19 protein-coding genes and 1 other annotated feature are annotated in these 23,449 nt (G+C 42.6%); of the genes, 2 read left to right on the top strand and 17 right to left on the bottom strand.

What is annotated here, in order from left to right; genetic code table 11:
• Positions 1-19: 19 nt before the first annotated feature.
• The 16 genes from AC1Z3S_RS13960 to gltB all read right to left on the bottom strand — a co-directional run bounded on the left by AC1Z3S_RS13960 (position 20) and on the right by gltB (position 17,907).
• Positions 20-910 carry a PhnE/PtxC family ABC transporter permease gene (locus AC1Z3S_RS13960; RefSeq protein ID WP_461740867.1) on the bottom strand — a complete coding sequence of 297 codons (891 nt, stop codon included), beginning with the start codon at positions 908-910 and terminating at the stop codon, positions 20-22.
• Between the two features lies 1 nt (position 911).
• Positions 912-1,709 carry an ABC transporter permease subunit gene (locus tag AC1Z3S_RS13965; RefSeq protein ID WP_461740868.1) on the bottom strand — a complete coding sequence of 266 codons (798 nt, stop codon included), beginning with the start codon at positions 1,707-1,709 and terminating at the stop codon, positions 912-914.
• A gap of 43 nt (positions 1,710-1,752) precedes the next feature.
• Positions 1,753-2,505, bottom strand: a complete 753-nt coding sequence (gene phnC / locus AC1Z3S_RS13970; RefSeq protein ID WP_461740869.1) for a phosphonate ABC transporter ATP-binding protein — start codon at positions 2,503-2,505, stop codon at positions 1,753-1,755.
• A 12-nt stretch (positions 2,506-2,517) separates the two neighbouring features.
• A complete protein-coding gene (locus AC1Z3S_RS13975) occupies positions 2,518-3,543 on the bottom strand; it encodes a phosphate/phosphite/phosphonate ABC transporter substrate-binding protein (protein WP_461740870.1) in 1,026 nt (341 codons plus the stop codon).
• 319 nt (positions 3,544-3,862) lie between these two features.
• Complete coding sequence (gene hisE, locus AC1Z3S_RS13980; RefSeq protein WP_461740871.1) at positions 3,863-4,174, bottom strand: phosphoribosyl-ATP diphosphatase; 312 nt, start codon at positions 4,172-4,174, stop codon at positions 3,863-3,865.
• A gap of 14 nt (positions 4,175-4,188) precedes the next feature.
• Positions 4,189-4,512, bottom strand: coding sequence for a phosphoribosyl-AMP cyclohydrolase (hisI, locus tag AC1Z3S_RS13985; RefSeq protein WP_265455343.1), 324 nt, complete (start codon positions 4,510-4,512; stop codon positions 4,189-4,191).
• Complete coding sequence (hisF, locus tag AC1Z3S_RS13990) at positions 4,509-5,264, bottom strand: imidazole glycerol phosphate synthase subunit HisF (RefSeq protein ID WP_461740872.1); 756 nt, start codon at positions 5,262-5,264, stop codon at positions 4,509-4,511. Before hisF ends, hisI begins: the two co-directional genes overlap by 4 nt.
• Complete coding sequence (hisA, locus tag AC1Z3S_RS13995; RefSeq protein ID WP_461740873.1) at positions 5,254-5,973, bottom strand: 1-(5-phosphoribosyl)-5-[(5-phosphoribosylamino)methylideneamino]imidazole-4-carboxamide isomerase; 720 nt, start codon at positions 5,971-5,973, stop codon at positions 5,254-5,256. Before hisA ends, hisF begins: the two co-directional genes overlap by 11 nt.
• Complete coding sequence (hisH, locus tag AC1Z3S_RS14000) at positions 5,951-6,577, bottom strand: imidazole glycerol phosphate synthase subunit HisH (protein ID WP_461740874.1); 627 nt, start codon at positions 6,575-6,577, stop codon at positions 5,951-5,953. Before hisH ends, hisA begins: the two co-directional genes overlap by 23 nt.
• A complete protein-coding gene (gene hisB, locus AC1Z3S_RS14005; RefSeq protein ID WP_461740875.1) occupies positions 6,578-7,162 on the bottom strand; it encodes an imidazoleglycerol-phosphate dehydratase HisB in 585 nt (194 codons plus the stop codon).
• Positions 7,162-8,451, bottom strand: coding sequence for a histidinol dehydrogenase (gene hisD, locus AC1Z3S_RS14010; RefSeq protein WP_461740876.1), 1,290 nt, complete (start codon positions 8,449-8,451; stop codon positions 7,162-7,164). The genes hisB and hisD overlap by 1 nt, the downstream gene beginning before the upstream one ends.
• A complete protein-coding gene (gene hisG / locus AC1Z3S_RS14015; protein WP_461740877.1) occupies positions 8,448-9,083 on the bottom strand; it encodes an ATP phosphoribosyltransferase in 636 nt (211 codons plus the stop codon). The genes hisD and hisG overlap by 4 nt, the downstream gene beginning before the upstream one ends.
• Position 9,084: 1 nt before the next feature.
• The gene (locus AC1Z3S_RS14020) at positions 9,085-10,260 is read right to left on the bottom strand and encodes an ATP phosphoribosyltransferase regulatory subunit (RefSeq protein WP_461740878.1); all 1,176 of its coding nucleotides are present in this window, start codon (positions 10,258-10,260) and stop codon (positions 9,085-9,087) included.
• On the bottom strand, positions 10,260-11,585 hold the full coding sequence (hisS, locus tag AC1Z3S_RS14025) for a histidine--tRNA ligase (RefSeq protein WP_461740879.1): 1,326 nt from the start codon (positions 11,583-11,585) through the stop codon (positions 10,260-10,262). Before hisS ends, AC1Z3S_RS14020 begins: the two co-directional genes overlap by 1 nt.
• Before the next feature lie 81 nt (positions 11,586-11,666).
• Positions 11,667-11,905: a binding site (T-box leader), on the bottom strand.
• Between the two features lie 49 nt (positions 11,906-11,954).
• On the bottom strand, positions 11,955-13,394 hold the full coding sequence (locus AC1Z3S_RS14030; protein ID WP_461735624.1) for a glutamate synthase subunit beta: 1,440 nt from the start codon (positions 13,392-13,394) through the stop codon (positions 11,955-11,957).
• A gap of 1 nt (position 13,395) precedes the next feature.
• Positions 13,396-17,907 (bottom strand): glutamate synthase large subunit, encoded by a 4,512-nt coding sequence (gene gltB / locus AC1Z3S_RS14035; RefSeq protein ID WP_461740880.1) that lies wholly within the window; start codon positions 17,905-17,907, stop codon positions 13,396-13,398.
• Positions 17,908-18,123: 216 nt separating this feature from the next.
• Here gltB and AC1Z3S_RS14040 point away from each other — a divergent pair, with 216 nt between their 5' ends.
• Both AC1Z3S_RS14040 and zwf read left to right on the top strand, forming a co-directional pair.
• Complete coding sequence (locus tag AC1Z3S_RS14040; RefSeq protein ID WP_461740881.1) at positions 18,124-18,771, top strand: metal-dependent transcriptional regulator; 648 nt, start codon at positions 18,124-18,126, stop codon at positions 18,769-18,771.
• Positions 18,772-18,819: 48 nt separating this feature from the next.
• Entirely contained in the window at positions 18,820-20,340 is a 1,521-nt protein-coding gene (zwf, locus tag AC1Z3S_RS14045; protein WP_461735621.1) for a glucose-6-phosphate dehydrogenase, read from the top strand.
• A gap of 263 nt (positions 20,341-20,603) precedes the next feature.
• Here the strand turns inward: zwf and ileS are convergent, their stop codons facing one another.
• Positions 20,604-23,402 carry an isoleucine--tRNA ligase gene (gene ileS, locus AC1Z3S_RS14050; RefSeq protein ID WP_461740882.1) on the bottom strand — a complete coding sequence of 933 codons (2,799 nt, stop codon included), beginning with the start codon at positions 23,400-23,402 and terminating at the stop codon, positions 20,604-20,606.
• Positions 23,403-23,449: the final 47 nt, after the last annotated feature.

Here is a 23,449-nt window from a genome sequence, read left to right on the forward strand (position 1 = left end):
CTACTTAGGCTGAAAGTCATCAGCCTTTGACAATAAATTTTTTCCGTAGCTGTAGAGAAATAATTTCTAAAACAGCTACCACTGCTAGAATCATATAAACCACCATACCAATTTCATTCAAGTCAAAATAAAAACCGGTTAACATTGCTAGTTGGAAACCTAAACCACCAGCTCCCGCCGCAGCCCCAACGGCAATTGCGTTGGTAAAATTAATCTCAAAACGGATAAAGGTCCAAGATAACAGCGAAGTTAAGCAGACAGGGAGAATTCCTTGAAAGACAATCTGCCAAAAATTAGCGCCACAAGCTTTTAGAGCTTCAATTGTGCCGCTATCAATTTCTTCAATACTTTCTGAATAGACCTTCGTCAAATATGCTACGCTGTGAAAGGCCATCCCAATAATCGCGGCATTTGCCCCCAGTCCGATTAAAATGGAAAAGATCAGCACCCACAAAATTGTTGGAACAGCTCGTACAAAGGACATAAACATTCGAATAATCGTCGACACAGTTGGATTGGCAATATTGCGAGCTGTCATTAGGCTAAAAAAGAAGGCTGTAATAGAACCAATCAGCGTTGTTAAAATTGACAACCCAACAGTAATGCCCAACGCCTGCACCAATGACATAAAAGTAAACCGGCCAGAAAGCTGTGGTTGAAAAAACATGCGTCTCAAATCGGTAAAAAACTGCCCTAATGCAGTGGCCAAATTCGCATCACCATAATCCATGGTTAAAAAGGTGTAGCCTGAAACTACAGCTAAAAATAAAAATAGCAGCCAAGGGACTAGCCGGTTGATACTCCAAATCCGAATGCGAATTTTTTGTTTGCGGGTGTGGCGCATCAATTCTCCTAATGCTAGCTCTCCTTGAGGTAATAATGCCTCAGGTTCATTTTGTCGAAAGTCCATCTTAATGAATCAGCCTCCTAATTTTGTTTGATGTCAGTTCTAAAGTAATTACCACCAACACAATTGTCAGGGTAATCATGCCCGCCATATCATATTCAAAGCGTTTGTAATAGAGGTCAAACAGAAAACCAATACCGGTTCCAGTTAAAATCCCTACTAAAGTGGCGTCGCGAATATTATTTTCAATCAAAAACAGCATCCAGCTGATGAGCTGGCCGAAAACCATCGGCAGCACCCCTTGAAAAATAATTTCCAGATAACCAGCACCAGTCGCCGTCAAGGCTTCAATAATACTGCCGGCTATCTCATCAATCGTCTCCATAAAAGAACGTGTCAAATAACCGAAAGTGGTGAAGGTAATCGCTAAATAGCCGGTAAATTCACTTTGCTTAAAGCTCAATAATAAAATCATCGCCCAAACTACAATCGGAATATTTCTAAAAAAACTGGCGATAACACGAGCGATTGCCTTGGTCACACTATTTAAACCCGTGCTTCGAGAGCCGATGATTGCCATCAACAGGGCAAAAATCGCAGCTGTTGTGGTAGCGGTGACTGACATCAAAACCGTTTGTAGTAAACGGGATAAAATCAGTGGTAAGTAGCTGACGGAGGTGGCTGTCGGAATAAAGTTAGTCAACAACCACTCAAAGCTTAAGGGAATCGCCAATAAAGATTGTCCTAAAGAAAAGCCGACTGTATTGGCTGACACTATGTAAATCAATAAAAAGCCAGCTAAAAGCGACAGCAGCAGCCATTTTCTTTTTTGAAAAATATCTTGAGTTTTTAAAAAATTCATGGGTTGATCCTTTCTGATGCAGCCGCTTTTTCAGCTGACTTATTTAAACGAGTAGTTGCTTGGATTGATAAATTTCCTCGATGATAGGGTTCGTCAAGTGCTCCGGTTGATTGTCAAAAATCACCCGACCATTGTTGACTCCAATTACCCGATCAGAATAATCTAGGGCAACTTCAACTTGATGGAGATTAACCAAACAGGCAATCCCATATTCTCTGGTGACTTTTCGTAAATAATCCATCACCACTTTTGAGGCGCTTGGATCTAGAGATGCAATCGGTTCATCACAGAGAATCAATGCTGGCTCTTGCATCAAAGCCCGGGCAATTCCTACCCGTTGCTGCTGACCACCGCTGAGCTGATCACAGCGGGTATAAGCAAATTCTGCCAACCCGACTTTAGCCAATAATTCAAAGGCCCGTTTCTTCTCTGCTTCTTGATACAAACCCAAGGAACCAGCCATGGTCGACTTGTAGCCTAAGCGTCCATGGAGAACATTTTCAACTGCTGTTAAGCGACTGACCAGATTATAATGTTGGAAAATCATGCCGATATTGCGGCGATGCTGCCGTAATTGTTTTTTCTTTAAAGTCACCAAGTTGGTATCCTGGAACCAAATTTCTCCTCGGTCAATGGAAATTAACTGATTAATGCTGCGGAGAATAGTCGATTTACCGGCCCCTGAAGGACCGATAATCGACACAAATTCACCAGCTTCTACTTCAAAAGAAATTTCCTTCAAAGCTTCTTTACCGTTGCTGTAAGTTTTTGAAATACCTGATACGCCTAATAACATACTGAACTCCTCTTATAATTCTCGAATTGGGTTGTACCATTCATCTGTGACTTCAACGTAACGGTCCTCGCCTTTTTTCTCATAAAATCCAGTTTCTCCCTCTGGCGCGAAAATTGCTGTATTCTCAGCCACCTCATCAGAAGTCATCGCCTCAACAATCTTATCGACAGTCTCTTCATCTAAAGTTTCTGTGTTGGCAACGATTGGCCCATTTAAAACGGGAGTTGTCTGAATAATCCGCGCTTGCTCACCTCTCAATGAATCAAAAGGGGCTTCAGCATCCTCTTTAACCTGATATAACATGCCAGCTTGACTTTCTTCCCCTTCAACAACCTCAAAGTATTGCGGCATATTCATAAAGGCTGCAGCATCTGCATCGCCATTTAATAAATTCACCGCTGATCCTTGATGGGAGCCACCGAATAGCACTCGTTCAAAAAAGTCGCCATCAATTAATAATTCATCAGCACTCTCTAAACCAAATTCTTTAACAATTGAAGAGCTTGGCACTTTAAAACCAGAAGTTGAGCTGTTGGAAACAAAGGAGAAAGACTTCCCTTCAATATTTTCCAACGAATAGTCAGAACCATCCTGATAGTCGCCGCTGTTTTCTTCTTTAACTGCGATGTAACTGTAGTAGATAGCATCATCTAAAGTACCGCTCGCCCCAGAGTTGGTAAATATAGCCTGCACTTTGTCATTTTTCTTATTGGCCTCGATGTAGCCCTCTGCTCCCATGTATGCCATGTCAACTTGACCATTAGCAATTGATTCAACGACAACGTTATAATCCGTAGTGGTAACAATTTCAACTTCCCGGCTAGTTGCATCACTTAACGTTTTTTGAATTTCATCTCTAGCTGCTTCGAATTCAGTAGCCGATTCATTGGGATAAAACGCCACCTTCAATGGCTCATCAGAATTGCTTGAATTGGTAGCATTTGCTGAGGTGCTGCTTGAACCACAGCCGCTAGCTAAAAGAATTGTACCCGTTAAAGACAAACCTAAAACCGCTTTTCTAAATTGACTGTTTAACATGTTAGACTCCTTTAAAATGTATGTTTTAATTTTTGGTAGTTATTTGGTACACCTTTAGTCTATAGCAGTTATGTAAATTTCATTTGGAATTCCTGCTCGAACTTTTTGAACTTTGTAAAATTATTGTCAATTTATTTTCATCGAAAAAGGACTGGAACTATTGATAAATCAGCTTTTTTTTTGCAGAAAACAAAAAGAGCGCTCTCATTTTAGCGAGCGCTCTCCTTAAAATTTACGAAAGGGTTTTCATGAAACCCAGAATTTTGTATAAAAAAACCTACAAAATTAGTTAAAATTTTGTAGGACCTATGATTACGGCTTATAATTCTTCAATTGTTTTACGATCTTCTGTCTTACTCAGCTTTCCTTGACGGCTAGCCAATTCAGTTGAAATATCTGCCATGCTAACCCCTTGATTCACTAATAAAACCAGCAGGTGATAGATTAAATCGGCTGATTCATACACCAATTCTTCATTATTATTTTTCGCGGCAATAATAACTTCGGTGCTTTCTTCACCGACTTTTTTTAAGATTTTATCCAAGCCTTTATCAAAAAGGTAATTGGTATAAGAACCGTCTTTTGGTTGATTTTTACGGTCTAGTATTTCTTGATATAAATCATCAATCATGCGTGTTGCCCCCTCTAGTTTTCAAAATTAGGACTTTCAATTGGCGTGAAAAAACAGCTGTGGGCGCCGGTATGACAAGCCGGACCAGTTTGATCAACATAAACTAAGAGTGTATCTTGATCACAATCCAAAAACATTTTTTTTACTCGTTGTAAATGTCCGCTAGTCTCGCCTTTTTTCCACAGTTGATTTCTGGAGCGGGAGAAAAACCAAGTATAACCGCTCGCCAAAGTTTTTTGGTAACTTTCCTCATTCATATAAGCCAGCATCAGCACCTCTTGAGTCGTCTCCTCCACAACAATTGCCGGCACTAAGCCTTTAGAAAAATCTGGAATCATTTTCGCACCTCCACATGATGTTCTGCCAACAAAGTCTTGACTTCCGGCACCTTAACTTCACCATAATGGAAGATGCTAGCAGCTAAAGCAGCGGTCACCGGTGTCTTTTCAAAGACCTCTAAAATATCTTGACTGCTACCGCAGCCCCCTGAGGCAATCACCGGAACACTCACCGCTTCAGCGATTACTTGGTTCAATGGTAAATCATAGCCCGCTTTCGTGCCATCAGCGTCCATACTTGTAAGCAGAATTTCACCTGCACCTAACTCGACAGCTTTTTTGGCCCATTCCAAAGCATCCAAGCCAGTATCTTCACGACCACCTCTAACAAAAACATGCCAGCCGTCACCCACTTTTTTAGCATCGATGGCAACTACAATACATTGATTACCAAATTTTTCAGCCCCGGCAGAAATTAATGCCGGGTTGGCGATGGCTGCGGAATTTAAAGAAATTTTATCAGCGCCGGCCTTTAACATTTTTTGCATATCTTCCACGGAGCGAATACCGCCGCCGACTGTCAAGGGAATAAAAACTTCCGCAGCAGTCCGCTCGACAACCTCCACCATGGTTTTTCTTTCATCGCTGGTGGCGGTAATATCTAAGAAAACTAATTCGTCTGCTCCCTGCTCATTATAAGCTCGGGCCACTTCCACTGGATCGCCGACATCCGTTAAATTAACAAAATTAACCCCTTTGACCACTCGTCCGTCTGTAACATCGAGACAAGGAATAATTCGTTTAGCTAACATTTTGCACCTCCAGCATTTCCTCCAAACTGACCTTGCCGCTGTAATAAGCTTTGCCGACAATCGCACCAGCCAAATGTAGCTGAGCCAAATCAAACAAGTCCTGTTGACTTGCCACTCCGCCAGAAGCGATAATCTTGACGGCAGGTAGAGCTTTTTGCAAAGCTTGATAGTCTGCTAATGTTGGACCGGCTAATGTTCCATCCTTACTAATATCTGTGTAAATTATCGTTTTGACACCCATCGCTGCCATCTCTTTTGCTAAGGTTAGGTAATCAGTTTGACTAACCTTTAGCCAACCGCTTACTGCTACTTTGCCATTTTTGGCGTCGATACCGACAGCGATTTTTTCTTCGAATAATTCAACAGCTTCCCGCACCAGCTCAGGCTGACTTAAAGCAGCGGAACCGATAATTACCCGACTGACACCCAAAGCCAAATACTCTTCAATTTGAGCTAAAGTGCGGATACCACCGCCAATTTCCACTTGCAGTCCCAAATTCAAAATACCTTTGATAATATCTGCATTGACTGCTCTGCCAGCCAATGCACCGTCTAGGTCGACGACATGAATAAATTGAAAGCCAGCTTTGGCAAATATTTCGGCTTGAGCTATTGGATCTGGATGAACGACGGTTTTTTGTTCAAAATCACCTTGGACTAAACGGACAGCTTGACCGTCACGAATATCAATTGCGGGTAATACTTGCATGATCAACGACCTCCTTAAAGCCTTTTAATAACCTCATCCCAGCTTCACCGCTTTTTTCTGGATGGAATTGGGCCCCATAGACATTGCCCTTTGAAATCACAGCCGGCACTTTTAAGGAATATTGTGCCAATCCATCAATATATTCTGGCTCGCAGTCAGCATAATAGGAATGGACAAAATAAAAATATTCACCAGCAATTTCTTTAGTCAATGCATTCTCTTGGGTGACCATCAATTGATTCCAGCCCATATGGGGAACCGGAAAAGCTTTTTCCTCTGGAAGCTTTTCACAAATTCCCGGAATAAAGCCTAAGCCATCATGATATCCGTATTCCATGCTGCCTTCTAAAAGCAGCTGCATCCCTAAACAAACACCTAGTAAGGGAATTCCTCTTTCAACCGCTTCATTTAAAACTGAAATCAAATTTCGTTGCTTTAATTGTTCCATCGCTAAAGCATATGCACCAACTCCCGGCAAAATCAAGCCATCAGCCGCTAAAATATCTGCCGCTTGGTCGCTAATCTGACTTTCTAAACCGATAAAATCTAAGGCCTTTTGGACATTGCGGGTATTGCCCGTATCATAGTCGACAATAATAATCATCTACAACATTCCCTTCGTTGAATTGACGCCTTGAATGTCGGGATTATTGGTAATCGCCTCCCGCAGAGCTCGTCCAGTTGCTTTAAAGAGTGCTTCGATTTTATGATGACTATTTTTCCCGTGTAAAATTTTCAAATGCAAATTCATCTGCAGATTAAAGGCTAAGGCTTGGAAAAATTCCTCTGTCAGCTCGGTGTCAAAAGCACCAAGTTTCGGATTGTCAAAGGCAGCATCGAAAACTAAAAAAGAACGACCGCTTAAATCCACAACAGCTAAGCCTAATGTTTCATCCATCGGTACAAAGCTTGAGCCGTAACGATTGATACCAGCTTTATCACCTAAGGCTTCGCGAAGGCACTGGCCTAAAACAATTCCAACGTCCTCAACAGTGTGATGACTGTCTACCTCTAAATCACCGTCAACAGTCACCTCAAGAGAGATGCGACTGTGGCGAGCAAACAAAGTCAGCATATGGTCAAAAAAGCCGACGCCGGTTTGAATCGAAACCGGCTCTTGTTGGTCTAAGTTTAACGCTAATTTAATTTTAGTTTCATTCGTGTTTCGCATCATTTCTGATTGGCGCATTAGTTTTCCTCCTCAAATCGAATATCAATCGCCCGGGCGTGGGCCTCAAGACCTTCTTTGCGAGCCAAAGTCGTAATCGCTTTTTGATCTTCCTGCAGCGCCTCTTTTGTATAGTAGGTAAATTGACTGTGCTTAACAAAATCATAGACCCCCAGTGGTGAAAAAAAGCGTGCGGTGCCGCTAGTTGGCAATACATGATTGGTCCCTGCAAAATAATCTCCGACTGGTTCAGAGGCGTACTCTCCTAAAAAGATTGAGCCGGCATTTTTGATAGTACCTAGATAGCTCATAGGATCAGTGACTTGAACTTCTAAATGTTCGGGGGCAACAGCATTCATTAATTCAAACATTTCCACAGTCGTATTGCATAAAACAATCCGGCCAAAATCGCGAATGGCCGCTTCAGCAATCGCCCGTCGTGGCAAAGTTTTTAATTGAGCAGCCACAGCAGCCTCAACTTTTTCTCCTAGCTTGACATCATTCGTCACTAAAATTGCCCGGGCCAAGACATCATGTTCCGCTTGAGATAATAAATCAGCAGCAATATAATCTGGATTCGCATTTTCATCGGCAATTACGCCGATTTCAGACGGTCCGGCAATCATATCAATTGCGACTTGCCCATAGACCATTTTTTTGGCTGTCGCAACATAGATATTACCCGGCCCCACAATTTTATCCACTTGAGGAATCGTTTCCGTTCCATAGGCAACAGCGGCTATCGCTTGAGCGCCGCCAACTTGGAAAATCCGATCGACACCGGCAATTTTGGCCGCCGCCAAAATCACTGGCGGAATTCCGTCTTTTCCAGGAGGTGTCACCATGATAATTTCTTTAACCCCGGCAATCTTTGCCGGTAAAACGTTCATCAAAACAGAGGAAGGATAAGCAGCCGTGCCTCCGGGAACATAGACAGCCACTCGCTCTAAAGGAATCACCAATTGTCCACGAATCACACCAACTCGATTGGCATCGACAAAGGGCACTTGTTTTTGCTGTTGATGATAACTAATAATATTAGCCTTGGCTGCCTCTAAAGCACTGATGACCTCAGGCTCAACCAAATCTAAAGCTAAATCCACAGTTTTTGCGGAAATCTCCAGTTCGTCTAATAGGACCTGATCGAAGGTTTCGGTAAATTTGACGACAGCAGCATCGCCTGTTTCAGAAACTTCTTTTAAGATTGCTGCCACCTGTTGGTCAATTATCTGTTGTTGATCGTTGCTGCTTCTTTGATCCGTTGCTAAATCTGTTAAAATATCTGCCTTGCTGCCCTTTAACCATTTCATAGTGTATTCTCCTTTATTTCTTGACTGATTGTTGCCAGCAATTGAGAAATTTCTGTCCGCTTGCGTTTTAAAGCAGCCCGATTCGCAATCATTCGTGCAGAAATCTCCATGATATCTTCGTAAACCTGCAGGCCGTTTTCTCTTAAAGTCGTTCCTGTTTCAACAATATCCACGATGGCATCTGCCAAACCTAAAATCGGCGCAATTTCCACTGAACCTTCAATGCGGATGATTTCGACATCCTCACCCTTTTTTTGAAAATGCTGGCGGGCAACCGTCGGATATTTAGTAGCAATCATTTTCCGTTTATAATCTTTTAATTCAAAGCCGGCTGTTGATGCGACGGAAAATTTACAGCGGCCAATGCCTAAATCCAACAATTCATAATACTCGCCAGGATGTTCAATCAAAACATCCTTGCCGACAACACCTAAATCAGCTACGCCATGGCGGACGTAGGTGGTAACATCCGCTGCCTTAACTAGCAAAAAAGTCAGCTCGCCAGCCGGAGAAGTAAAGGTCAACTTGCGATTACTTTCATCAACAAAACTGACGTCAATGCCGGCCTTTTCAAAAAGGGCCAGCGTCTGCTTTTGTAGGCGCCCTTTAGTTAGCGCAATTGTTAAACTCATCTTATTCACCCACCTTAATCAGCTCTTGACCTAATTCAGTCATCACTAAAATTTCTGGAATCTGCCAGCGTTTGGCGTAGGCCTTCGTCTCTGCTAGCGTATCAAACAATGCTAGCCTGGTTGTTTCTGTTATCAGTTGTTGCGCTTCACAAAAAGTTTCTACTGTTGTGAAAATTAGACGATTGACTTGGGCCTGCTTCGGTAAAATACCTAATTCATACTGGGCTTCAATCAGTGCATCCAAATTTAAAGCCACGCCGACAGCAGCAGTTGGCTCCATTTCAAATTTTTCCAAAAGGCGATCATAGCGGCCGCCGCTTAAAAAGTCTTCAGCAATTCCAGCCCCATAAGCATTGAAAATAATTCCTGTGTAATAATCCTTTTTGGCTACTGTGCCTAAATCGACGGTAATTGGAAACTCCGCTGTCACCTGCGTCAAGTAGCCCGCTAAGGTTTGTAAATCAGTTAATAATTGTAAAATCGGCGTCACTCGCGGCAGTAATTTCTGAGCTTTTTCAAGGGTCTCATCAATATCTCCGAAAAGCATTGGCAACGCTTTGAGAAAAGCGTCGTACTCACTAGGGTGCGCTTCAACAAAGTTTGCAACCGTCGAGATATTTTTTTCTGATAAGGCCTGTCTTAAGGCCTGTTTGTCCTCCATTGAAAAGTTCAGCTCCGCTTCAATCACTGGAACGATTGCGGCGTGTCCTAATTCAAAATGCACATGAGGGATTTGCATCGCCTGCATGACACTATAGCTGGCTAATAAACATTCCAGTTCTGCTTTGATTGAAGGATAACCGACAATTTCAATACCGATTTGCGTCAACTCATTGCGCATCCCTTCAAGCTGGCGGCCATCTCTAAAAATTTTGCCGCTATAGGCTAATTGCAGTGGCAGTTGAACCCCCGTTGTTGCAATCACTCGGCCAATCGGTAAAGTCATATCCGGTCGCAGGACTTGGGTGCGGCCTTGGCCATCGTAAAAGCGGTAAAGATTATCTTGATTTGCTACCACATTAAAGACATCCTCAAACTCAATTGATGGTGTTTCTATCCGCTGATAGCCGCGTTTTTTTAAGACTTCCATGATTTCTGCTTCTAAAGCGGCACTGCCGTACGCTTCTCTAAATAAGCGGTCCCGCATGCCATTTGGTAAAGATTTTTTCCAACTCATCAGTCGGCCCCCTTCAATTTTTCCTGCAAATAGTTAACAACAGCTGTCTCAGCTATTTCTGTCGTCTCACCTGTGCGCATATCTTTGACTGACACTGTCTGTTTTTCAATTTCATCTTCGCCGATAATCAAACTAAAAGGCACCTTCAAACGGTCGGCATAGCGCATTTTCTTTTTAAAGGCCGTTGCCTCACTGTAAAAAATTACCGGTACATGTTGTTCTCTAAGAAGACTGGCTAGCTTTAAACCGGCTGAAAAACTATTTTGATCATAGGGTAAGATAACTGCAGCAACTTTTGTCTGCTGGGAAATGTTTAATAGTTTATTTTCTAATAATTGATAAAACAATCTGGAGAGACCGATTGAAATGCCAACTCCCGGTAATGGCGCTTTTGAAAAATGACCTAATAAATCATCATAGCGCCCTCCTGAACAAATGCTACCTAGCTGCGGATATTCATCCAAGAAAGTTTCATAAACTGTCCCAGTGTAATAATCTAGCCCTCTTGTAATACTCAAATTAATTTGAAAACGGCTTTCCGGAACATTTAAATCCCTCAGCACTTGATAAATTTCCTGCAAATTAATTAGGCCTGCTTGAAATTCTTCATTTGCAATAGCTAAATCGGTTAAAGCCGCTAAAACTTCGCTATTGGTCCCTTGAATAGCCATAAAATCCTGCAGCTGCTCAATTTGTTCACTGGTCAAGTTTAGTTTCTGCAATTCTGCTGCAAACTCCTCAGAAGAAATTTTGGCTAGTTTATCGATTAGCCGCAATAGCGGAGTCGGTTCTGCCTGATAGCCAATGGCTTTAAAAAAGCCGTTTAACAATTTACGGTCGTTGATTTGGATAGTGAATTCACCAATTTGAAATGCTTCAAAAATCTGATTGATAACCGCCGGCAACTCCCCATCAATGTAAGGATTATTGCTGCCAATCACATCGATATCACATTGATAAAATTCCCGATAGCGACCAGCCTGTGCTCGCTCAGCTCGATGAACTTTGGCAATTTGATAACGGCGGAAAGGAAAAATTAAGTTCCCCTGTCGCTCAGCCACATAGCGGGCTAGCGGTAAGGTCAAATCAAAGGGTAGACAGAAATTATTTTTTCCCCGTTGTAATTCATACACCTGCTTGTCCGTCTCACCACCGCCCTTTGCCAAGAGCACTTCTTTAAGCTCCAGCTGCGGTGTTTCAATCGGTGTAAACCCATAAAGTTCGTAGGTGTCGCGAATAATCGTCAGCAGATGATCAAAGGCTAACTGCTCCTCTGGCGAATATTCTGGAAAACCGCTGGCAATTCTCGGCTGGGTGATTTTCATATCGGCTGCTCCTTTATCTGATTAATTTTTTTAAGCTACATAAAAATTTGGAAATAAAAAAAGTCCTCTTGGCAAAAAAGCCAAGAGGACGAGAATTGGTAAACTCCCGGGGTACCACCTCAGATTCATCTGCACTTCACAGGACAGATCTCTGCTAGTTTATAACTAGAACATGGGTAACGGCCATCGCCGATTTTTCCTACTACTTTCAGAAAAATAACTCCTAGATGTGTTCAGCTTGATTTAGTACTTCCTTCACAGCTGTCGGAAGCTCTCTTAGACTAAAGAGCAAACTTACTTTTTCTAATCAAAGTTTTATTTTCTCATTCATTTATCATAAATTAACACAAATTTTTGTATCCGTCAAACTTATTGTGCAACCAGAGCTCTTAATTGAGCATCAACATTTTCAGCTGCTAGACGACCTTCTCGAATTGCCCAAATAACTAAACTTGGGCCCCGTTTGGCATCGCCGGCAACAAAAACCCGTTCATTGTTGGTAGTGTAATCATCTAAAATTTCAGAAACCCCAAATTCCGCCAATAAACTATGCTCTGGACCGGTAAAGCCCATCGCTAACAAGACTAAATCAGCCTTCATGCGTTTTTCAGTACCTTCCACCGGTTGGAATTGATTATCGACTTCGACGGTTTCAATAGCAATTAATTGACCTCGTTCCGCTCCTAAAAATTTAGTTGTGGAAGTAGAATAATACGTTAACTGTTCATCTTGAACAAAGTGAGCTTCCGCTTGTCCATAGCCTTCTTTATCCACCATCGGATATTCAGGCCAAGGATTAGCCGGTGTGCGTTGTTCCGGTAAAATCGGGGTAATTTCCAACTGTTTCACCGACGCTGCCCCTTGACGAATTGCCGAAGCCAGACAGTCGTTTCCGGTATCACCACCGCCGATCACGACAACATGTTTGCCTTCAAGCTTGCGGCTAGTGGCGCCTTTACCATGTTTTAAAACATCCTTCGTTGCTTCTGTCAAATAATCAACAGCAAAGCGAACGCCTTCTAATTCCCGCCCTGGAGCTTTTAAATCACGGGGCACAGATGCGCCGCTAGTGATAATCACCCGGTCAAACTCAGCATATAATTCCTCAGCGGTTTTATCGGTGCCAATTTCAGTATTGGCAACAAACTTAATGCCGACCTCCATCATCACATCGATACGCCGTTGCACAACGTCTTTATCCAATTTCATATTTGGAATGCCGTACATTAACAGGCCACCGAAACGATCTGAGCGTTCAAAGATTGTGACATTATGGCCCAATTGATTTAACCGCCAAGCGGCTGAAAGCCCAGCCGGTCCACTGCCGACAATCGCAATCTGAAAGTCAGTCCGGCTTTCAGGAATCCCTGTCGGACGCACCCAGTCGTTGTCAAAGGCCGTGTCAATGATGAAGCGTTCATTGTCATGAATCGCAACACCAGAGCCGTTCAAGGCCTCGGTACAAGATTTTTCACAGGGGGCGGGACAAACCCGCCCAGTCATTTCGGGAATCGGATTGGTGCGGCTCAGACGTTCCCAAGCCTTTTTGTATTCCCCGCGATAGACTAAATCATTCCACTCAGGAATTAAATTATCATTGGGGCACCCAGAAACTGCCCGCTTACCGCCGTAAAAAACACCGGTATGGCAAAAAGGAATGCCGCAGCTCATACAGCGGGCTGCTTGTTCTTGTCGCTCAGTTTCTTCAAGGGGCGTTTGCAATTCTTCCCAGTCGGTAATGCGCTCTTCAACTGGTCGGTAAGGGTTATCCTTGCGGGGATATTTTAAAAATCCAAATGGATCTGCCATTTTAGCCACGCTCCTTCACTGCAGGTTTTGGCGGTGCAACTTGCTCGCCGATGACACTTTCAAAGGCTTTTTCCAATAACGCATTGCCTTTAAGTTTGGTCTTCTTGCGTAATTTTTCGGTTACATTGATCATTTCATGGTACTCAGTCGGGTAAACCTTCACAAAATTAGCCTGTTCAGTTTCCCAGTTTTCTAAAATAGTCGTTGCTTTTTTGGAGCCTGTATAATCCCGATGTTTTTCTAACAACTCTTTTAAGATCTTATCATTTCCAGATTCTCCCAATTTAAATAACTCCACCATCTCAGTGTTTAACTGCTCTGGGAAATTACCTTCCGGATCGTAGATGTAAGCTACACCGCCGGACATGCCGGCACCGAAGTTACGGCCAGTGCTTCCTAAGATAACGGCCACACCACCGGTCATATATTCACAGCCATGGTCGCCGACACCTTCTACGACAACCTCGGCTCCGCTATTTCTGACACAGAAGCGTTCCCCAGCTCGGCCCATAAAATAGGCCTCGCCACGATTGGCACCAAAGCAGGCAACATTGCCGACAATTGGCGATTGTTCGATATCATAAGCAGCATCGCTTGGCGGCAAAATAATTAAACGGCCGCCACTGAGACCTTTGGCCACATAGTCATTGGCTTCACCAATTAATTTTAATTCCATTCCCTGAGTGGTAAAGGCTCCAAAACTTTGACCAGCAATTCCGGTATATTCGTATTTAATCAGTCCTGGTGTCACTTGGTAATTACCGAAGCGTTCGGCAATCCAGCCTCCCATACGAGCGCCCACTGTCCGGTTTACATTGTTAATCGGACCAGTTAAAGCAACTTGCTGCTGGTTATCAATTGCCGCTTTAGCAAAAGCATCCAGTTCTTTCCATTGGCGCGGTTCTTTGAAGGGATCATCACATTTCCGTTCAATCGGTAAGGTGCTCCCTAAAATTCTTGAAAAGTCTAAAGATTTCGCTTTTCCCTTGGCGACAAATTTAGGCTTCAAGACTTCCCCATGGCCAATCATTTCATCTACGGTTCTAAAGCCTAGCTCTGCCATGATTTCTCTTAAATCCTCAGCGACAAACATCATCGCATTAACTACGTGTTCTGGTTTACCAGCGAAAAATTTCCGTAACGCCGGATTTTGCGTCGCAACGCCTACCGGACAAGTATTCAAACTACATACCCGCATCATAACGCAGCCAACTGCTACTAGAGCAAGGGAAGCAAAGCTATATTCCTCAGCTCCTAAGATAGCCGCAATCGCCACATCACGACCGGTCATTAATTTGCCGTCGGTTTCTAAGGTCATCCGCTGACGCAGATTGTTCATAGCCAGCGTTTGATGGGCTTCCGCTAGGCCCATCTCCCACGGTAAGCCAGCATCCCGCACAGAATTACGAGGCGAAGCTCCCGTTCCGCCATCGTAACCGGAAATAACGACAACATCTGCACCAGCCTTCACTACGCCGGTGGCAATTGTGCCAACTCCCGTAGAGGAAACAAGTTTGACGTTGATTTTGGCATAAGGATTGATGGTTTTTAAATCATAAATCAGCTGTGCCAAATCTTCAATCGAATAAATATCATGATGAGGTGGTGGTGAAATCAGCCGCACACCCGGCGTCGAGCCACGGATTTCTGCCACCCAAGGAAAGACCTTATTCCCTGGCAGTTGCCCACCTTCACCAGGCTTAGCACCTTGGGCCATCTTAATCTGCAATTCATCAGCACTCATTAGATATTCTGCATTGACCCCAAAACGGCCAGAAGCAACCTGTTTGATGCGGCTATTTAAATTGACGCCATTGGCTTGTGGTTTGAAGCGATTGCGGTTTTCGCCGCCTTCACCGCTGTTGGATTTAGCGCCGATGGAGTTCATGGCTTCAGCGATACATTCGTGGGCCTCTTGGCTAAGGGAGCCAAAACTCATTGCACCGACTTTAAACCGTTTGACAATCATCTCAGCCGGCTCGACTTCAGATAATTTGACCGCTGGCCGATCTGCTGCAAATTCCCACATCGAACGCAAGGTGGTCGGCTGCTTGATTGCTTCGTCGTTTAATTCGCGGGCGTATTCTTTGTACAGTTGATAATCGCCTTTACGAATCGCTGTTTGGAAATTATAAATTGTTTTTGGATTAAAGAGATGGTGTTCGCCATCTGCTTTAAATTGGAAGCTGCCGCCAGAAGGCAGGAAATCGTCTTGTTTTTCGCCATAAGCAAAATTATAGCGAGCCAAATATTCTGCTTCAATCTGATTTAACGATAAACCGCCAATTCGACTAGCGGTGCCAGTGAAGAATTTTTCAACAACTTGGCCAGATAAACCGACTGCTTCAAATAATTGGGCACCGTGATAACCGGCAATTGTTGAAATCCCCATGCGGGACATCACTTTGATGATGCCTTTTTCAGCAGCCTGTCGATAGGTTTCGATTTTATCCGTCATTTTAAAATCTTTAATCGTTGCGTAAGCTCCGTAAGGGTGAATTGCCGAAGCACCAAAGCCAATCAACATAGCAAAATGGTGGACCTCACAGACTTCTGCTGAATCAACGACAATCGAGGCCAGACCCCGTTTGCCTTTCTCCACTAAATAGTTGTGTAAACCAGAGACCGCCAATAAAATCGGCAAAGCCATTTGGCCTTCCTGCGAATTTCGATCCGTCAAAACTAAGATAGTCGCACCTTCGTCGACTTTTTCCTCCGCTTCTTTAAACATACTTTCTAATGCATGTAAAAAGCGGTTGTCGTTTTCCGGATAGACGCTATACAAAATCGACTGCTCGACAGCTTTTTGACCTTTTAGCGCAACTTGCTTAATCTTGTCAAAATCAGCTGTTGACAGCACTGGGCTTTCAATTTTCAGCTTGTGACAGTTTTCTTTATTATCAACTTTCACATCTGCATCTCGACCTAAAAACATTTCGGTACCGATAACTAATTTTTCTCGAATCGCATCGATAGGAGGATTGGTCACCTGAGCAAATTGTTGTTTAAAATAGGTAAATAAAGACTGTGGTTTTTCACTTAAAACTGCTAAAGGTGAATCAAAGCCCATCGAAATAACCGGCTCTTCCCCTTTTTCTGCCATTGGGATAATTAAAGTGCGGATAATTTCATCTGTGTAGCCGTTTAATTTCCATAAACGTTTTAATTCTTTTTCAGAAAAATCCTTTGCTGCTTCATCTGACACTTCAGCTAGATCTGCTACTGTTAAACGGGTGCTGTCCAGCCACTCCCGATATGGATGGGCGGTTGCATACTTCTCTTTAATTTCTTCATTGCGGTAAAAGTTGCCAGTAGTCGTGTCAACTAAAATCATATTGGCTGGCCCTAATACGCCTTTTTCGACTACGGTAGCCGGTTCTAAATCAACGACGCCAGATTCTGAAGCTACGATAATCATCCGATCCTTCGTAATTGAATAACGAGACGGGCGCAGGCCATTGCGGTCTAAAGTTGCTCCCACCATATCGCCATCTGTGAAACACAAAGCCGCAGGGCCATCCCACGGAGCCATGAAACTTGACGCATATTCATAAAATGCGGCCGTTTCATCTGCTAATTTCGCTTCTGGTGACCAAGCTTCAGGAATCATCATCATTAAAGCTTGGGGAATATCCCGGCCGTTGCGATAAAGATATTCTAAACAGTTTTCTAATTTTGCTGAGTCAGAATTTTCTTCATTATAAATTTCAATATGATGGCTGCGCATCCAGTTTTCGGCACCTCTTAGAGTATTAATTTCTCCATTATGGGCTAAAAAGCGAAACGGTTGCGCCCGATCCCAGCTGGGAAAGGTATTCGTTGAAAAACGAGAATGCGTTAAAGCAATGCTGGTTTCCATCGTTTTATCTGATAAGTCCGGGAAAAAGAGCCGCACTTGATAAGCATGGAGCATGCCTTTATATACAATTGTCTTAGAAGACAAAGAACAAATTGCCATTTCTTCTGGCGCATAGGTTTTTTCAAGCTTACGCCGCAGTCGGAATAAACGATCCTCAAAAGCGCGGCCCGCTTTGACATCAATCGGCTTTTCGACAAAAATTTGGACAAAGCTTGGCATGACTTTTTGTGCACCTGGTCCACAGTTTTCAAAGACAAACGGAACATCCCGATGCCACAAAACGTGATAGCCAGCCTGTTCAATATCTAAGGTGATGGCCTGTAGCATGTGGTCTTTATGGGTTTCTTCCTGTGGTAAAAAAAGCATGCCCACAGCATAATTACCCTTTTCAGGCAATTCAACTTGCGCTTTGGCTGCTTGTTTTTGGAAAAAGACATCCGGCAAAGCCATCAAAATCCCCGCACCGTCACCAGTATCAGGTTCTGCCCCAGTTCCGCCGCGATGATTCATCCGTTCCAACATAGTTAAAGCATGATCGACTAATTGATGGGAAGCCACACCGTCCATTTGGGCAATAAAACCCATTCCACAGGCATCTTTTTCAAATGAGGGATCATACATTGTTTTTTTAGCTTCCGGCAGTTTTACTTTCATGGACACCAACCCTTTTAAATATTTTGAAAATTCTAATTTTATTTTAATATTCTACCTTGTTTTTCACAGAATTACAATGCATTTGCAAAATAATTTTCATTGAAAGCCCTCTATTACTTTATTTTATTAAAAATAATAGCAGTTTTACTTTCATTAAAATAGTCAAAGAAAGACTTTTTTGATAAAATTAATCTATTGGAAAGGAAGTTAAGCTACATGACCCCAAATCGCGAAGATTATTTGAAATTATTACTGGAGCTGGGCGGCGACAAACGCAAGATTAACAATAAGCAAATTGTTTCCGGACTGAATGTTTCCGCGGCTTCCGTCAGCGAGATGATTAACAAGCTAGTCAAAGAGGGCTTAGTTGATCATTTTCCTTATCAAGGAGCACAGCTAACTTTCAAAGGTACTCAGTTGGCCAGCAGTTTAATCCGTAAGCATCGCTTATGGGAAGTTTTTTTAGTGGAGCATCTGAATTATCCTTGGAATACGGTCCACGATGATGCTGAAGTCTTAGAGCATGTGACCTCAGATCATTTGGCAAACCACTTGGAGGAATATCTAGAGCATCCTCAATACTGTCCCCATGGCGGAATGATTCCCGCTGCAACAGCCGTAGTTGATGAAAAAGAGCGGCAAAACCTGAAAGATTATCCAATCGGGGCAACGATTCGCATCGCCCGCGTGTTAGACGAACAGGAGCTCTTGGATTATTTAGTTTCAGTTAATATTAAAATTGATGAGCACTTTACCATTAGCGATAAGGCCGCCTTTGAAGGCCCCATTACGCTGGAAAATGAAACCAAAAAAGTCGCCATTAGCTTTAAGGCCGCCAGCACCATTTTTGTTGATCCGCTATAAATAGTTTCCCCAGTGCAACACAATCGCAATCAAAAGGAGTTTTTTATGATGAAAAATGATATCCGCGTCTTAATGACGATCTTTGGCGGTACCGGTGATTTAGCCAAACGCAAATTGTATCCTTCTCTTTTTCGCCTGTACAAAAAAGGCGAAATTACTAACCATTTTGCAGTGATTGGCACCGCTAGAAGAGAATGGAGCGACGATTATTATCGGGAAATCGTCAAAGAAACCATTCAAGATTTAAATCCGACAGAGGCCGAAGCAACTGATTTTGCTAGCCATTTTTACTATCAAGCCCATAACGTGACCGATACGCAACATTATGATGCCTTGAAAACACTGGCTGATAAATTGGATGAGACCTATCAGATTGAAGGCAATCGCCTGTACTACTTAGCCATGTCTCCGCAATTTTTCGGGACAATCGTCGAACATTTAAAGAGTCAGCAAATTATTTCTGATCACGGCTTTGACCGGTTGATCATTGAAAAACCTTTTGGCTCAGATTACCAATCGGCTTACCAGCTGAACCAAGAAATCCGGGCAGCCTTTCCAGAACAAGATATTTTCCGGATTGACCACTACCTCGGTAAAGAAATGATTCAAAATATTTCTGCCATTCGTTTTGCCAATAATATTTTTGAGTCCCAATGGAACAATCGCTATATTGACAATGTGCAAATTACTTTTGCTGAGTCATTAGGGGTTGAAGATCGCGGCGGCTATTATGAAAATAGTGGCGCCTTGAAGGACATGGTGCAAAATCATATTCTGCAGGTCGTCTCCTTATTAGCCATGGAGCCACCAGTTGCCTTTTCAGAAAAAGAAATTCGGACTGAAAAAGTCAAAGCCTTAAATGCCATACGCATTTACAATGAAGAAGAAGCGCTGGAAAACTTTGTCCGGGGCCAATACGGTGAGGGGCAATTAGCGAATCAATCATTTGTCGATTATCGCCATGAGCCAAACGTTAGCCCTGATTCTACGATTGAAACTTTTGTTGCTGGTAAATTTTATATCGATAATTTCCGCTGGTCTGGCGTGCCTTTTTACATTCGTACCGGCAAGCGCATGACCGAAAAAGGGACTCGCATCAATATCGTTTTTAAACAAGTGCCAATCAATGTCTTTCGGACTGATTTAGAAGACCACAGCGAAAATAAAGATTTACCGCCGAATGTTTTAACCATTTACATTCAACCGACGGAAGGCTTTTCGATGACTTTAAACGGCAAAGAAATCGGCCAAGGCTTCAATACGATTCCCGTTAAGCTAGATTATCGCAATAGCGCTGAAACGATTGAAAACAGTCCCGAAGCCTATGAAAAACTAATTCTTGATGCCTTAAATGGAGATGGCACCAACTTCTCCCACTGGGATGAAGTGGCCCAATCATGGCATATTGTCGACGTTATTCGCCACGCTTGGGATCAAGTAACACCAGATTTTCCCAATTATGCAGCTGGAACCATGGGACCACAAGCAGCCTTTGATTTATTGGAAAAAGACGGCTTCACTTGGAACTGGCAGCCGGATGTCTGGTATCGGGATAGAGATCAATTATAAAAATAAAACGGGCCTGTGACATTAGTCTTTCTAACAGATGAAATCCCGAACTGTATTATATTTGCTCCTGCGGTCCAGTAGGTCCTTGTCGCAAATTAACAATATTTAGTGATTTTCACTAGATACCGTTCGTAAAGTTCGGCTTTCTTCTAACTAATGTCATAGCCTCTTTTTGTAAACAAAAAGCAAACCACTGGAAAATGATTTCCCAATGGTTTGCTTTTTTAATTTATTCAGAACAGATTCTTTTAAAGGCTTCTCAATTATTCTTCAAAACCTTCCGCAACGGCTTCAGGATATTCACCCTCTACAATATTGGCACAGTGACCGCAAATATGTGGTAAATGTTCATGGGAACCAACGTCTTTGCGCATTTGACGACAGCGTTGGCAAACTTCACCATCGGCTTTTTCCACTAAAATTGCGACATCATCAAAGCTCATCGCATTAGCCGGTGCTGTTTCACCCGCTTTAGCAACTTCAAAAAAGTCTGGTGAAATAATCAACAGCTGAGCTAAATCACTATCAACTGCCACTAATAAATCTCTAACCTCTTGATTTGGATAGATAGTCACTTTTGCTTCAAGAGATTTTCCGATTAATTTTTCATTGCGGGCTTCTTCTAAAGCCTTCAAGACCTTATCTCTAAATTCTAAGAAGCTGCTCCAAGTATCCGTCAATTCCGCAGCATTAGCATACTCTTCATAGCCAGGAAATTCAGCTAATTGGGCGAAGGCTTCTTCTTCGTTTTCCAGATAGGACCAAATTTCTTCAGCTGTATGAGGGATGATTGGCGTCATTAATTTAGTTAACGCAACAATTACATCATAGAAAACAGTCTGCATGCAGCGACGTTGGTAATCATCGGCTGCTTCGATATAAACAACATCCTTGGCAAAATCTAAATAGAAGGAAGACAAATCAACTGTTAGGAAATTCATTACTGTCCGATAGATGTGCAGGAAGTTATATTTTTCATAGCCTTCTTCACGAATTTCTTTGATGACTTGGTTTAAACGCACCAGCATATATTTATCGACTGAGCGCAATTCAGCATAAGGCACGCGATTTTCACTCGCCACATAATCAGAAGTATTCGCTAATAAGAAACGCATAGTGTTACGGATTTTCCGATAGACTTCGGAAACTTGATTTAAGATGTCCATTGAGACCCGTACATCTGATTCATAGTCAACACTGCTGACCCATAAGCGCAGGATATCTGCACCCATTTGTTTAATCACTTTATCAGGAACAATTGTATTGCCTAAAGATTTACTCATCTTGCGACCTTCGCCATCTAAAGTAAAGCCTTGTGACAGGACAGCTTTATAAGGTGCAACACCATTGATGGCCACACTAGTCGTAATACTTGAGTTGAACCAGCCACGGTATTGATCAGAGCCTTCAAGATACATGTCTGCTGGGAATGTTAATTCTGGACGTTGACGCAGGACTGCTTCATGGGAAGAGCCAGAGTCAAACCAAACGTCCATGATATCTTTTTCCTTGGTAAACTCGCCATTTGGGGAATGAGGATGAGTGAATCCTTCTGGTAATAACTCTTTGGCTTCTCTTTCAAACCAAATATTAGATCCAAATTCCGCAAATAAATTAGCCACATGATCGATTGTTTCTGGTGTGATGATGGGTTCACCATCTTCAGCGTAAAAAATTGGCAGCGGCACACCCCAAGCTCTTTGACGGGAGATGACCCAATCGCCACGGTCACGAATCATATTATATAAACGCGTTTTACCCCACGGGATAACCCAATCAACCTTTTCAACTTCATCCAAAATATTTTGGCGGAATTTATCGATTGAAGCAAACCACTGCGGCGTTGCACGGAAGATAACCGGTTTTTTCGTACGCCAATCATGGGGATAGCTGTGGACGAAGAAATCAAGTTTTAATAATGCACCTTTTTCTTCTAGCCATTCAGTAATAACTGGATTGGCCTTGTCATAAAAGACACCTTCTAAGCCAGGTGCTTCCGCTGTGAAAATTCCTTTATCATCAACTGGCGACATCACTTCTAAATTATATTTTTTCCCAACAACATAGTCATCTTCACCATGGCCAGGTGCTGTATGGACCAAACCTGTACCAGCGTCTAAAGTAACGTGGTCGCCTAAGATAACTAAAGATTTACGATCATAAAAAGGATGTTGAGCTGTCATATACTCTAGCTCAGTTCCTTTAATTTCTTTTTCTGTGTGAACATTTTCCCAGCCAACAGCTTCTTTAACTGTTTCCACTAGGTCTTTTGCGACAACATATTTTTTGCCGTCTGCAACGACAACACTATAAGTGTAACTTGGATTCACAGCGATACCTTGGTTAGCGGGCAAAGTCCACGGTGTCGTTGTCCAAATAACGAAAGCCGTATCATTATCCAATAATCCTTTGCCGTCTTTCACTTTGAAGGCAACATAGATAGAAGCTGATTTCACATCTTTATATTCGATTTCAGCTTCAGCTAAAGAAGACTCACTTGAAGGTGACCAATAAATTGGTTTTAAGCCTTTGTAGATATAGCCTTTTTCCGCCATTTTTCCGAAAACACGAATTTCAGCTGCTTCGTAGGAAGGATCCAACGTGATATAAGGATGCTCCCAATCACCAGCAACGCCTAACCGTTTGAAGTCAGCTCTTTGAGCGTCAACTTGCGACAAAGCGTATTCCATACATTTTTGGCGATATTCTGCCATCGTCATTTCTTTGCGTTTAATGCCTTTATTGGTTAAGACTTGTTCAATCGGCAGACCATGGGTATCCCAACCGGGAACGTACGGTGATCTAAAACCTGACATTGATTTTGAGCGGATAATAATATCTTTACTGATTTTATTTAAGGCATGACCGACATGGATATTGCCATTGGCATAGGGGGGGCCATCATGTAAAACGAAAGTCGGTTTACCTTCATTAATTTTTTGACGCATTTCATATACTTTTTTTTCTTCCCAATCCTTCTGCCATTCAGCTTCACGATTTGGTAAATTGCCTCGCATTGGAAAAGCTGTTTTTCCTAAATGCAATGTTTCCTTCATCTTCATGCGTGTTTCGCTCCTTTAAATTCACTAAAAATCTATATAAAAAAACG

Source organism: Enterococcus sp. LJL90 (genome assembly GCF_056924355.1).

Coding starts and splice junctions, on each gene's coding strand:
- AC1Z3S_RS13960 (WP_461740867.1), bottom strand. CDS start 910: ATGGACTTTCGACAAAATGAACCTGAGGCATTATTACCTCAAGGAGAG.
- AC1Z3S_RS13965 (WP_461740868.1), bottom strand. CDS start 1,709: ATGAATTTTTTAAAAACTCAAGATATTTTTCAAAAAAGAAAATGGCTG.
- phnC (WP_461740869.1), bottom strand. CDS start 2,505: ATGTTATTAGGCGTATCAGGTATTTCAAAAACTTACAGCAACGGTAAA.
- AC1Z3S_RS13975 (WP_461740870.1), bottom strand. CDS start 3,543: ATGTTAAACAGTCAATTTAGAAAAGCGGTTTTAGGTTTGTCTTTAACG.
- hisE (WP_461740871.1), bottom strand. CDS start 4,174: ATGATTGATGATTTATATCAAGAAATACTAGACCGTAAAAATCAACCA.
- hisI (WP_265455343.1), bottom strand. CDS start 4,512: ATGATTCCAGATTTTTCTAAAGGCTTAGTGCCGGCAATTGTTGTGGAG.
- hisF (WP_461740872.1), bottom strand. CDS start 5,264: ATGTTAGCTAAACGAATTATTCCTTGTCTCGATGTTACAGACGGACGA.
- hisA (WP_461740873.1), bottom strand. CDS start 5,973: ATGCAAGTATTACCCGCAATTGATATTCGTGACGGTCAAGCTGTCCGT.
- hisH (WP_461740874.1), bottom strand. CDS start 6,577: ATGATTATTATTGTCGACTATGATACGGGCAATACCCGCAATGTCCAA.
- hisB (WP_461740875.1), bottom strand. CDS start 7,162: ATGCGCCAATCAGAAATGATGCGAAACACGAATGAAACTAAAATTAAA.
- hisD (WP_461740876.1), bottom strand. CDS start 8,451: ATGAAATGGTTAAAGGGCAGCAAGGCAGATATTTTAACAGATTTAGCA.
- hisG (WP_461740877.1), bottom strand. CDS start 9,083: ATGAGTTTAACAATTGCGCTAACTAAAGGGCGCCTACAAAAGCAGACG.
- AC1Z3S_RS14020 (WP_461740878.1), bottom strand. CDS start 10,260: ATGAGTTGGAAAAAATCTTTACCAAATGGCATGCGGGACCGCTTATTT.
- hisS (WP_461740879.1), bottom strand. CDS start 11,585: ATGAAAATCACCCAGCCGAGAATTGCCAGCGGTTTTCCAGAATATTCG.
- AC1Z3S_RS14030 (WP_461735624.1), bottom strand. CDS start 13,394: ATGGCAGATCCATTTGGATTTTTAAAATATCCCCGCAAGGATAACCCT.
- gltB (WP_461740880.1), bottom strand. CDS start 17,907: ATGAAAGTAAAACTGCCGGAAGCTAAAAAAACAATGTATGATCCCTCA.
- AC1Z3S_RS14040 (WP_461740881.1), top strand. CDS start 18,124: ATGACCCCAAATCGCGAAGATTATTTGAAATTATTACTGGAGCTGGGC.
- zwf (WP_461735621.1), top strand. CDS start 18,820: ATGAAAAATGATATCCGCGTCTTAATGACGATCTTTGGCGGTACCGGT.
- ileS (WP_461740882.1), bottom strand. CDS start 23,402: ATGAAGATGAAGGAAACATTGCATTTAGGAAAAACAGCTTTTCCAATG.